We start from the raw sequence: 11,608 nt of genomic DNA, 5'->3' as shown, positions 1-11,608 counted from the left end.
GCGGGTGCTCGCCTCGGCTTCCTACGGGTCAGTCGCTGTCGGCGGCGGGCTCGGGATCGGCTGCGGGGCCCGGCTCGCGCAGCAGCTCGGCGTCCGCCTCGGCGAAGGGGTCCGGCAGCGCGATGCGAGCGGGATCGCCGAGGGACGGCATGTCGCTGGCGCGGTGGCCATCGGGGTTCACTTCTTCGTCGGCGCCGGTCTCGGCATCGTCGGGCGCGTCGTCGGGCGTCCACGGACTGGACAAGGTCACTCCGGAGGGCTGAGGGCTGAGGGCTGAGGGCTGAGGGTACGGACGGGGACGACGGGCCGGGCCGCCGGATCGCGAACGCCCGTATCACGCGGACGCGGATCGCGGCGGCCCGGATCGAGGGGGCGGGATCGAGGAGGCGCGGGGTCAGACGCTCGCGTGCGAGAAGGCCCGGGCGAACTCGCCGTCGAGGACGGTGCCGTTGCCGCCGCCGTTCACCCCGTAACCGCGTTCGGAGAGCGTGCCGATGGGGTCGAGGGTCTCGATGCGGAAGTGCCTGGCCCAGCCGTCGTACTCCTGCCTGCCCTCCTCCGGCAGCGGTGTCAGCACGGCGAGGCTCCCGCCGGGGCAGTGGACCACACCCCAGACGACGCGGTACATGCCGACGCGGCTGACGATCAGACCGTTGCCCTTGATGTCATGGTCCTCGGAGAGGCGCGGAGCCACCTCGACTATGGCGCCGATCGTGTCTTCGCGGTTCTCGGGACTTCGGAGCGTGATGACGAGTCCGGCGGCGTCGACCAGTTGACTGAGGGTGTCCACCAGTGTTCCTTGCGCCTGCGGGCCGACCGTGAGAGAGAACATGCAACTCCTGCTTCGCCGGGGTTGTCGTGGGGTCTCGCCATCAGACTGACCTCGGCATGCCGCGCTGTGCAAGAGCCGGCGCGCAATCAGGCTCGGCGAACCGGCGCACGCGCTCCCGCGCACCACCGAACGCACGCCCCCCAGGGGCGAGCGGCCCGCATCCGCGCCGCGTCGTGACGGAGCGCCCGGGTACCCGAGGTACCCGGGCGCCGCGACCTCGGGGGCCGCGTCAGCGGCCGGTCTTGCCGCTCGTGAGGGGCCACTCGCGGTTCAGGGCGCCCAGCGGGATGCGGCGTTCGAAGGCGGGCGTGCCGAACAGGGACAACTTCAGCTGAAGTTGGCCGCTGAGGTCGAAGCCGCCGTAGAGGGCCCACGCACCGCTCGCGGAGGCCTTCCCGTCGGTGGAGGCGGACACCTTGGCGTCGGCCTCACCGCGCAGGTAGGGGGCGAAGTCCGCGGACACGCCCACGGCTCCGTACAGGCCGACGGCGGCCTCGGCGCCAAGCGCGCTCTTGACGCGCCCGTTCGCGGTGACCTCGGCCTTGACCGGCGTGCTCCGGACGTGCGAGGCGCTGACCGGGCTCCAGCCCTTGCCCAGCGCGTAGCTGCCACCGACACGGAAGTCGCCCTTGACGTCCTGCCGGACGTCGAGGGTGACGCGCCCGTCCGCCTCCACCTGGATGTAGCAGGTCAGGTCCAGGGTGACGACCACCGGCACCGGGCCCACCTGGATGACCGGGGCGCCGTGCAGCTTGGCGAACGGGATGCGCTTGGGGGATCCCGTGCTCGCGGCGGCGTGCCCCTTGAGGCTCCACTGGGAGGACCAGTCGCCGCTCATGCCCAGGAAGGCGGAGCGGGGGCCGGAACCGCCCGAGCCGTCGTACGAGAACTCCACCGCGGGGGCGAGTTGGACGAACCCGGAGACCGAGGCGCCGGCGGAGACGGGGGCGCCGGGGGCGGTCTCGACGGGGGCGTTCACGTCGAGCCGCAGGTTGCCCAGGGGCAGCTTCGCGCCCTCGGGGCCGAACCGGACACCCTGGCTCTTGGCCCAGGAGAACGTGACGCCCTTCATCAGGGGTTCGACCGTGACCGACGCCGGGTCGACGGGGACCTTGCCGTCGGCCTTGTCGTCGTCGAGGACGGAGGACAATGTTGTGGAGGCCGTCTTGACCTCGGTGCCCAGAGGGGTCTTCGCGCCGACCTCGGTGACCTTCGCGAGGAGCCCGTCGGGGGCCCCCGGCGCGGGTGCGCTGGCGATGACGTCGCCCACGGCGACGGGCTTGTCGGGTGCCGGCGAACTGCCCGGCGAGCTGCCCGGTGACGGCTTGACGGGCTGCGCGGGCCGGGATATGACGGCCCGTCCGGTGCTCCGGTCGTAGGAGGCGACCTTCAGCGTCGACGCCTTCGGGGCGCCCTTCCCGCCGCCGGTGGCCGCCCGGGCGACGGCCGTCGGGGTGGGGGAGTCCACCGGGGCCGCGGCGACGTCGAGTTGGCGCGAGCCGTCGGCTTCGGACGTGAGGGGGGCCGGGGTCGCGGTGTCGGCGCCGGCGCCGGTGTGCGTGGTCGAGGCACAACCGGTCGCGGCGAGTGCCAGCGTGGTGAGGCCGGGGAGGAGGAGGCGTCTGGCGAGCATGCGCACGTACGTAAGGCCTTCTGGTTGGGGGGAGGTTGCGCTACTGGGAAGTAACGTGAGGGTCGATCATGCCAGGCGGGTTCGCCACGACGGCGTTAACCGGCCACCAAGCGACCGCGGCCGCCCCGGGTCCGCGTCCGGGCAGGTTCCCCGCGCGCGGCCGACATCGCACCCGACGCGTCAGGCGACCGACACCACGACGGGTCCGCCCGACGGGTCCACCCGGGCCGTCCACCCCGCCGGCAGCCGCAGTGACCGGGACGGGGACACCGCGCGGGGGATCCGGTGGCGCCACAGCCGGCGCCCGTCCTGCTCGACCGTCACCACCGGGCAGGTCAGGGGCTCCCCGGAGCGCAGCAGCAACGGACGCCCGGTGGTGCCCGTGAGGCGGTTCGGCGTCACCCACACCAGCGGGGCCCGCACGACCAGGGCCGGACCCGGGTCCGGCCAGGGCGCCCCCGCCAGACGGGCCAGGACCGCCGGTGCGGCGGCGGCGCCCTCCGAGGCCGCCGTGGCGGCGCGCTCGACGCCGCGCAGCGCGTTGCCGACGGCGAAGACGCCCGGTGTCCGCGTACGGAAGGACCCGTCCACGCAGGGGCCGCGGGTGCCCGGGTCCAGGATGACGCGGCCGCGGCGGGCCAGTTCGTGGTCGGGGATCCAGTCGCCGGTGAACACCACCGTGTCGCAGGCGAGGACCCCCGACCTGCCGTCCCGGTGGCGGACGGCCACGCCCGACAGCCGTTCCCTGCCGCGCAGTTCGGCCACGGTCGTGGCCGTGAGCAGCGGTACCCCCGGGAGGGCGCCGGCGCGCGGGCGTTCGGTGACCATCGCCACCACGTCCGCACCCGCGCGCCGCAGGGTCCGGACCGCGTGCCGGGCCACCGGCTCGGCGCCCACCACCACGGCCCGCCGGCCGACCGACCCGCCGTGGAGGTGGACCCACTGCTGCAACTCGCCGGTGGTGAAGACACCCGCCGGACGGGACCCCGGGACCAGTCGGGCGCTGCGGGGGCGCTCCCGGGCGCCCGTCGCGAGGATCACGGCCCGGGCCGTGATCCGCTCCAGACCCGCCGGACTCGTGGTCTCCAGCGTCAGGGGTCCCGCCCAGCCGGTGGCGCTGACCCCGGTACGGACCGCGGCCCCCGCGTCCACGGCCGCGTCCGTGCACTCCCGTGCGTACGAGGGCCCGTGGAGCAGCGAACGGAGCGGCCGCGCGGCGTCCCATCCGAGACTGTGACGGCAGTGGCGGGGCGCCCCGCCGGCCTCCTGCTCGCGCTCCAGCACCTCGACCCGCCCGGCGCCGGAGCCGGCGAGGCGGGCGGCCAGGGCCAGCCCGGCGGGACCGGCCCCGACGATCAGGACCTCCACCGTACGGTTCACCGTCCGGCCTCCTCGAACAGGGCGCGGACGGCGGCTCCGCAGTGGAAGCCCTGACAGCGGCCGCCCCGGGCGCGGGTGCGCCTGCGCAGTCCGTCCGGTGAGGCGGGCGGGATCGTCGACGCGAACGCGTCGCGGATCTCCCCGCGGGTCACGCGCTCGCAGTGGCAGACGATCCTGCCGTACTCCGGGTCCGCCTCGATCAGCCGCGCGTCACGGTACGGTCGGGGGTACGCCTCGCCCAGGTTCGGCATCCGTACCGGCCGCGGCTCGCGCGCGCCGGTCACGGGCAGGCCGCCGTCGGCGAGCAGCTCCACCACGTGGGCGGCGATCGCCATCGAGGCGGTCAGGCCCGTCGAGCGGATCCCGCCCACGGTGACGTACCGCTGTGCGGGGTGGGCCCTGATGGCGTAGTCGTCGTGTTCGGTGGCGGTCCGCAGGCCGGCGTACACGGCGGTGGCCTCCTCCTCCAGGAGCGCCGGCAGGATCCGCCGGCCCCTCTCGCGCAGCAACGCGAGTCCCTCGGCCGTCGATCCGGTGGCCGTCTTGTCGTCCAGGTCCTCGGCGGTCGGCCCGAGCATCACGTTCCCGTATACCGTCGGGGACACCAGCACCCCCTTGCCGAGCGCGGACGGCACCGGCAGCAGGATGTGCCGGACCAGGTCGCGGGCCAGTTCGTCGAACACGATCAGCTGACCCCGCCGGGGCGTCACGGTGAAGTCCGCGCGGCCCAGGAGCCGGTCGATCTCGTCCGCGTACAGGCCCGCGGCGTTGACCAGGTGACGGGTGCGCAGCGGGCCGCGGGTCGTGGCCAGGGTGTGCGGATCCCCCGGAGCCACGGACCGGACACGGCAGCCGAGGTGCAGGTCGACGCCGGCGCGGACGGCCTGCGTCGCGTACGCGAGCGTGGTCGTCCAGGGGCAGATGACGGACTCGCCCGGCACGTCGAGCGCCCCCTTCACGCCCGGTCCCAGACGGGGTTCGCGGGCCCGTACCTCCTCGGCCGGGATGATCCGGGCCGCGCGGTAGCCGTTGCGCACGGCCTTGTCGGCGAGGCCAGGCAGCGCGGCCCGCTGTTCCTCGTCCCAGGCGACGAGGAGCGCCCCGAGCGGTTCGACCGGGATGCCGCTCTCGGCGGCGTACGCGGTGAGCAGTCGCCGTCCCTCCCGGACCAGCCGGGCTTCGAGGGAGCCGGGCACCGCGTCGAAACCGGTGTGCAGGATCGCGGTGTTGGCCTTGGACGTGCCGTCACCGACGTCGTCGGACGCCTCGACCAAGGCGACGCGCAAGGGGAGTCGGGACAGCTCGCGGGCGATGGCCGCACCCACCACGCCCGCGCCGACGACCGTCACGTCGTACGCCCCGCCCGGCAGGGCGCCCGCGGTGGTGACGCTCATGCCGACCCGTCTGCGAGCAGCGCCGACACCGCCGTCCGAAACCGCGCGCGGCGTTCCGCGGCCTGCCCGGCGTCGGCCCTCGGCTCGTAGACGGCGGCCGGTTTCCACTCCGGGACGGCCTCGTGGAGGGTGAGTGACGGATCGAGACCGAGCCGGGCGACCGCGCCGGCGCCGAGCGCCGTGACGTCGGGCAGCGCCGAGACCTCGACGGGGATCCGGAGCAGATCGGCCTGGGCCTGCATGAGCAGCGCGGATCGGGTCAACCCGCCGTCCACGCGCAGCGATGTGAGGGGCGCGCCCAGATCGGCGGCGACGGCGTCCGCGAGCTCCGCCACCTGGGCGGCGATGCCGTCGCACAGGGCGTGCACCAGGTGTCCGGCCGTGGTGTCGAGGCCGAGGCCGGTGACCGATCCCCGCAGGTCGCCCCGCCACCACGGGGCGGCGAGTCCGGCGAGGGCGGGCACGAAGGTGACGCCGCCGGAGTCCGCGACGCCGGCGCCCACGGTGTCGATGTCCCCGGCGCCCGATATCACCCCGAGATCGGTGAGCCAGCGCACGGCGGACGCGGCTGTGTACACCTGTCCGTCCAGGCAGTAGTCGGTGCGTCCGGAGATCCGCCAGGCGACGCAGCCGACCAGCCCGGAGGCGCTGAGACGGGGCCGCGGTCCGGTCTGCGCGAGCAGGAACGCGCCTGTTCCGTAGGTGCACTTGGCGGTGCCGGGTTCGGTGACGCGCTGGGCCAGTAGCGCCGCCTGCTGGTCCACGAGGAGTCCCGTCAACGGGACCTCGGGCCCGAAGGCGGTGGTGGTGCCGACGAGGGTGTTCGCGTCGACGATCTCCGGCAGCCGTTCCGCCGTGAGGTCGAAGGCGCCGAGTGCCGCGTCCGACCAGCGGACGGTCTCCAGGTCGAGCAGTTGGGTGCGTCCCGCGGTCGCCGCGTCGGTGACGAACGCACCGGTGAGACGGTGGACCAGCCACACGTCGCTCGTCGTCACCACACCCTCGCGGGTCAGATGACGGCGTATCCAGGCCATCTTGGGCGCCGCGAAATACGGGTCGAGCGGCAGTCCCGTCGTCTTCCGCAACCCCTCGGCGTGCGGGGCGAGTTCGGTGCAGAGGGATGCGGCGCGCCGGTCCTGCCAGACGATCGCGTCGGTCAGCGGTTCGCCGCTCGCCGGGTCCCAGGCGAGGACGGTCTCGCCCTGGTTGGCCAGCCCCACCGCCACCACGGGCTCACCGGCCGCGGCCAGCGCGGCGCGCCCGGCCTCGATCACCGAGTCCAGCAGCTCCGAGGGGGAGACCTCCACCCGGCCGCCCGGCAGGTAACGGGGGCGCACCGGTGCGGAACCCGAGCCGATGACCCCGCGTGCCGGGCAGACGACGAGTGCCTTGGTTCCCGATGTGCCTTGGTCGACCGCGAGCACCGGGCCCGTCATCACCGCTCCGCTCCTGGGGTCCACACGTCTGATCTCCGGTCGCTTGATCGTCGTTCGGAAGACTTCACCAGTGGACGTCACCCCGTCAAGATCCGCCGGCGAGGTCGCTCATGTGGCTGACGCAAAGTCATATGCCGCCCATGACTTGATACTTGCGATCGATCACGTTTTCGGATGCGGATGCGCTCACTCGTTCTATAGTGATCGCCGATCAACGGGAAGGATGCCGACCGTGGGTCAACGGCGGGGATCAGGCGCACGGTTCGCACGCGGTTCGCACACCCCCGGCGCCGGTACGGCTGCGGTGTGGCGGTCGAACGCCGACTGAACCCACCCTCCACGCGACCCGAGGACTGATGAACACGACCACCGCACGTCCCCCGCGACCCCGCCTCCCGTCGACCGGGACGAGGTGATGGCGGGCGGAGACTTCCGGCCCGTCTACCACCCGGCCGGCCACGACAACGAACTGCGCCTCGCCGTACAGGACCTGCGCACCGGCCGCTGGGTGTCGATGGAGCGGTTACTCGAACGGACGGACGGCTGGGGGCTGTGGACCCAACGCACCCAGGTCCTCGCCGCCGTCGCCGCAGGAACCGACGTCGTGCAGGCCTGGCGGACCGAACAACCGCGAAGCCTCGCGGCGACCGTGATGCACACCCGGGTCGCCGTCGAACGTGCCGTCCGCGCCCACCGCGCCGGACACCCGCGCACCCACGAGCTGTGGGAGGAGGCGTGGCAGGCCTGCAACGCCACCGCCGCCCTCAGCCCCGCCGACCCCGTGCCCTGGATCTGCCTGCTCGCGCTCGCCCTCCTCGACGAGCACCACCAGATGGACGAGCACCGGCTCCCACCCCCCGGCCCGATGCTGCCCACCGGGCCCTGGGGCATCCTCGCGGAGGCGGACCGGCGGGACCCGTACAACCGCGAGGCGTACCACCGGATGCTCCAGTTCGTGTACGCGCGCACGGCGCGACCCCTCTCCGACGCCTCCAACCTCGTCCACTGGGCGGCCGGTTCCGCTCCGCCCGGGTCCGCCGTCCACGTGCTGCCGCTCTACGTTCGGGTCGAGCGCTACCGGCGCGAAGGCGGCCAGGACAAGGCCCTCGACCTGCACTGGGTCGCCGAGGACGCCGTCCGCGACGCCGGACACGCCCTGGACGTCTGGTTCCGCCACACCGATCCGACGTACGCGTCCCCGCTCGATCTGAACCATCTGGCCCACGCCCTGTGGGGAGCCCTCCGGTTCGACGACGCCTCCCGGGTCTTCGACGCGATCGGCCGGTACTGGACCACCCTGCCGTGGGCGGACCGGACCCGCGATCCGGCCGACCCGGCTGCCGCCGAGGAGGTGTTCCTCCAAGCCAGGGCCCGCAGCCTCGCCGGCCGGGACTGAACCACCCCGCGGACCGCTCCCGCGACACCACCCCCGCGCCGCCCCACCGTCCCCCTGCTCCACCACCCCCGGAGGTACCGCCATGTCCCGAACCGCATGGGAATCCCGCCAGGACCGCACGGCAGCCCCACCCCGACAGGACGAGGAGGAACGACTCAGGGAACTGGGCTACCAGCCCGTGCTCGCCCGCCGCATGGGCGGCTTCGGCAACTTCGCCATCAGCTTCTCCGTCATATCCGTCCTCTCCGGCTGCATGACCCTGTACGGCTTCGGCCTGGGCACCGGCGGCCCGGCCGTGATGCTGTGGGGCTGGATCGGTGTCGGCCTCTTCGTGCTCTGCGTGGGCCTCGCCCTGGCCGAGGTGACCAGCGCCTATCCCACGTCGGGCGCGCTGTACTACATGGCCGACCGGCTCGGCGGACGCCGCTGGGGCTGGTACACGGGCTGGCTGAACCTGCTGGGGCTGCTCGGCGCCATCGCCGGGATCGACTACGGCGCCGCACTGTTCACCGGAGCCTTCCTCAACCTCCAGTTCGGCTTCGTGCCCACCGCCGGCTCGACGTTCCTGATCTTCCTGTGCATCCTGCTGCTGCACGCCACGCTCAACCTCTTCGGCGTCCGCCTCGTCAGCGTGCTCAACTCCGTCAGCGTCTGGTGGCACCTGGCCGGCGTCGCCGTGATCGTCGGCGCCCTGGCCTTCATCCCCGACCACCACCAGTCGGCCTCGTTCGTGTTCACCGAGTTCGTCAACGACACCGGCTGGGCCAACCCGTTCTACGTGGCGGCGGTCGGCCTGCTGCTCGCCCAGTACACCTTCTCCGGCTACGACGCCTCCGCGCACCTCTCCGAGGAGACCTCGAACGCCTCGGTCTCCGCCGCCAAGGGCATCGTCCGGGCCATTTGGGTCTCCTGGATCGCCGGATTCGCCCTGCTCGCGGGCCTCACCTTCGCCATCCAGGACTACGCGGCCGTCCAGAACAGCGCCACCGGCGTCCCGCCCGCCCAGATCTTCCTCGACGCCCTCGGAACCGGCGGCGCGACCGCCCTGCTGCTCGTCGTCATCGTCGCGCAGCTCTTCTGCGGCAACGCCGAGGTCGCCGCCGCGAGCCGGATGGTCTTCGCGTTCAGCCGGGACAACGCCCTGCCCGGCTCCGCGCTGTGGCGCAAGGTCAGCAGCCGTACCCAGACGCCCGTCCCCGCGGTGTGGCTGTCCGTCGTCGTCGCGGGCGTGCTCGCCCTGCCGTCCCTCTACTCCGCCACCGCGTACGGCGCCGTGACCGCCATCAACGTCATCGGCATCACCCCGGCCTACGCCATCCCGATCTACCTGCGGCTCCGCGCCGGCAACCGGTTCGAACCCGGCCCGTGGAACCTCGGCCGCTGGAGCAAGCCGATCGGCTGGATCGCCGTCGTCTGGGTGGCCGTCGTCACCGTGCTGTTCTGCCTCCCGCAGAAGTCCCCGGTCACCATCGACTCGATGAACTACGCGGTGATCGCCCTGGCCGTGGTGTTGGTGCTCGCCAGCGTGTGGTGGTACGTCGCCCGACGCTCCTACGGCACCCCGTCCGCGTACGGGAACGCCCGGGAGCAGGCGGAGATCGCCGAGGACATCGTCTGAGCACATGACGCGGCGCCCGCCCCGACCGCCCACCGCAGGGTGACCGGCCGGCGCGGGCGCCGGGAGAACTCCCCGTGCCGAGCGGCTCCGGGGCGGAGCGCCGGAGGGTACGACGACCGGTGAGGCCCCGCCCCGGGTTCCGTGCGTTCCGTGCGTCAGGCGACCACGATGTTCTCGGCCTGCGGCCCCTTCTGCCCCTGGGTCACGTCGAACGTGACGGCCTGCCCCTCGGTGAGCTCCCGGTAGCCCGAGCCCGAGATGTTGGAGTAGTGGGCGAACACGTCCGGACCGCCACCCTCCTGGGCGATGAAACCGAAGCCCTTCTCCGAGTTGAACCACTTCACGGTGCCACTGGCCATGCTGAACATCCTTCGTCCACACGGGGAACCGGCCCGGTCGGGACGGCCCCGAAGCGCGGCGCCGCCGGCTTCGGCAGCAGGACTACCCCGATCCGCGCCCGCGTACGCCAGGCGGGGAGCGTTCGATCGGCGCGCTCGTCAGGCGGAGCCGCGACCCTTGCGGGCGGGCTCGCCGTTCGCCGGCGGATAGCCGGGGCGCGCCGGTACCGGCGGCCGCAGCGGAGGCGAGGGCAGCGGCGGGAGCGCCGGGTCGTACAACCAGGTCGCGAACAGGTCGTCGACGGGTTCGGCCGCGTAGCGGGCCACATGACCGATGAAGCCCGCGGTGGTCACCACGCCGTGGCGGTGCGCCGCGGCCCAGTCGCGCAACATCCGGAAGAACGCGCCGTCGCCCAAGGCGCAGCGGACCGCGTGCACGGCGAGACCCCCGCGCTGGTACAGCCGGTCGTCGAACATCAGCTTGCGACCGGGATCCGCCGGCGTGAGGTCCTGCGGCTGCGACGACAGCAGTCGGTGCGCGCCGAGGGCCAGCGCGTGCGCGGTGCGGCCGCCGGAGTGCTCCGACCAGAGCCATTCCGCGTACTTCGCGAAGCCCTCGTTCAGCCAGATGTGCCGCCAGTCGGCGATGGTCACGCTGTTGCCGAACCACTGGTGCGCGAGCTCGTGGGCGACGAGCCGCTCCGAACCACGAGCGCCGTCCACGTGGTTGGCGCCGAAGAGCGACAACCCCTGCGCCTCCACCGGCACGTCCAGTTCCTCGTCGACCACCACGACCGCGTACTCGCCGAACGGGTAGGGGCCGAACAGGTCCTCGAACAACCGCATCATGGCGGGCTGCCGGGCGAAGTCGCGGGAGAAGCGCGGCAGCAGGTGGGCCGGCACGTGGGCGGTCTGCGGCACCCCGCCGAGACCGGGGTCGCCGAGCAGCACCGTCTGGTACGCGCCGATGGCCAGGCCCACCAGATAGCTGGAGGTCGGCGCGGACTGTTCGTACACCCAGGTGGTGGTGCTGGCCTTCGTCGTGCGGGTGAGCAACCGGCCGCCGGCCACCACCGTGTAGGCGGACGGGGTGTTGACCGAGATCTGGTACGAGGCCTTGTCCGCCGGCCTGTCGTTGCACGGGTACCAGGAGGGGGCGCCGACCGGCTGGCTGGCCACCAGGGCGCCGTCCGTCAGCTCCTCCCAGCCGATGCCGCCCCAGGGGCTGCGGACCGGCTTGGGATTGCCCGCCCAGTGCACCTCCACCGTGAAGGCGGCTCCGGCGGCGAGCGGCTTGGCGGGCCGGACCCGCAGCTTTCCGCCGCGGTGGGTGAAATGCGGCACCCGGCCGTTCACCAGCACCCGGCCTATCCGGAAATCGGCCAGGTTCAGGTGGAACTCGGCGAGGGGTGCCCGCCCGGCGATCGCGCTGAGTCGGGCCGTCCCCGCCAGCCGGTTGGGGCCGGGACGGTACTCCAGAGCGAGTTCGTAGCGGTGCACACGGTAACGAGGGTCGCCATTGGCCGGAAAGTACGGGTCCGATGCCGCTGTTCTCTGGCCGCTCATACCGCTCCCTGCGCT

10 protein-coding genes are annotated in these 11,608 nt (G+C 73.2%); 2 read left to right on the top strand and 8 right to left on the bottom strand.

The features are described 5' to 3' along the window. Window positions 1-28: 28 nt before the first annotated feature. The 6 genes from OG906_RS04275 to OG906_RS04250 all read right to left on the bottom strand — a co-directional run bounded on the left by OG906_RS04275 (window position 29) and on the right by OG906_RS04250 (window position 6,675). Window positions 29-244: a hypothetical protein gene (locus OG906_RS04275; RefSeq protein ID WP_329440113.1), complete on the bottom strand. Its 216-nt coding sequence runs from the start codon at window positions 242-244 to the stop codon at window positions 29-31. Window positions 245-394: 150 nt separating this feature from the next. Continuing rightward, the gene (locus OG906_RS04270; RefSeq protein WP_267799150.1) at window positions 395-832 is read right to left on the bottom strand and encodes a hypothetical protein; all 438 of its coding nucleotides are present in this window, start codon (window positions 830-832) and stop codon (window positions 395-397) included. Between the two features lie 229 nt (window positions 833-1,061). Then, window positions 1,062-2,471 carry a hypothetical protein gene (locus OG906_RS04265; RefSeq protein WP_329440111.1) on the bottom strand — a complete coding sequence of 470 codons (1,410 nt, stop codon included), beginning with the start codon at window positions 2,469-2,471 and terminating at the stop codon, window positions 1,062-1,064. Between the two features lie 174 nt (window positions 2,472-2,645). Then, window positions 2,646-3,845 carry an NAD(P)/FAD-dependent oxidoreductase gene (locus OG906_RS04260; protein WP_329440109.1) on the bottom strand — a complete coding sequence of 400 codons (1,200 nt, stop codon included), beginning with the start codon at window positions 3,843-3,845 and terminating at the stop codon, window positions 2,646-2,648. Then, window positions 3,842-5,239 (bottom strand): FAD-dependent oxidoreductase, encoded by a 1,398-nt coding sequence (locus OG906_RS04255; RefSeq protein ID WP_329440107.1) that lies wholly within the window; start codon window positions 5,237-5,239, stop codon window positions 3,842-3,844. The genes OG906_RS04260 and OG906_RS04255 overlap by 4 nt, the downstream gene beginning before the upstream one ends. Next, entirely contained in the window at window positions 5,236-6,675 is a 1,440-nt protein-coding gene (locus tag OG906_RS04250) for an FGGY family carbohydrate kinase (protein WP_329440105.1), read from the bottom strand. The genes OG906_RS04255 and OG906_RS04250 overlap by 4 nt, the downstream gene beginning before the upstream one ends. A gap of 415 nt (window positions 6,676-7,090) precedes the next feature. Here OG906_RS04250 and OG906_RS04245 point away from each other — a divergent pair, with 415 nt between their 5' ends. Together OG906_RS04245 and OG906_RS04240 are read left to right on the top strand one after the other, a co-directional pair. Next, window positions 7,091-8,071, top strand: coding sequence for a hypothetical protein (locus OG906_RS04245; protein WP_329440102.1), 981 nt, complete (start codon window positions 7,091-7,093; stop codon window positions 8,069-8,071). A gap of 82 nt (window positions 8,072-8,153) precedes the next feature. After that, complete coding sequence (locus OG906_RS04240; protein WP_329440099.1) at window positions 8,154-9,689, top strand: amino acid permease; 1,536 nt, start codon at window positions 8,154-8,156, stop codon at window positions 9,687-9,689. A 155-nt stretch (window positions 9,690-9,844) separates the two neighbouring features. Here the strand turns inward: OG906_RS04240 and OG906_RS04235 are convergent, their stop codons facing one another. Then, window positions 9,845-10,048: a cold-shock protein gene (locus tag OG906_RS04235; protein ID WP_267799141.1), complete on the bottom strand. Its 204-nt coding sequence runs from the start codon at window positions 10,046-10,048 to the stop codon at window positions 9,845-9,847. A gap of 138 nt (window positions 10,049-10,186) precedes the next feature. Beyond that, window positions 10,187-11,593 carry a M1 family metallopeptidase gene (locus OG906_RS04230; protein WP_329440095.1) on the bottom strand — a complete coding sequence of 469 codons (1,407 nt, stop codon included), beginning with the start codon at window positions 11,591-11,593 and terminating at the stop codon, window positions 10,187-10,189. Between the last annotated feature and the right edge of the window lie 15 nt (window positions 11,594-11,608).

Origin of the sequence: Streptomyces sp. NBC_01426 (assembly GCF_036231985.1) — a bacterium.
Classification (GTDB): domain Bacteria; phylum Actinomycetota; class Actinomycetes; order Streptomycetales; family Streptomycetaceae; genus Streptomyces.
The sequence above is the reverse complement of the archived record's forward strand: the minus strand, read 5'-3'. Positions and strand labels throughout refer to the sequence as shown.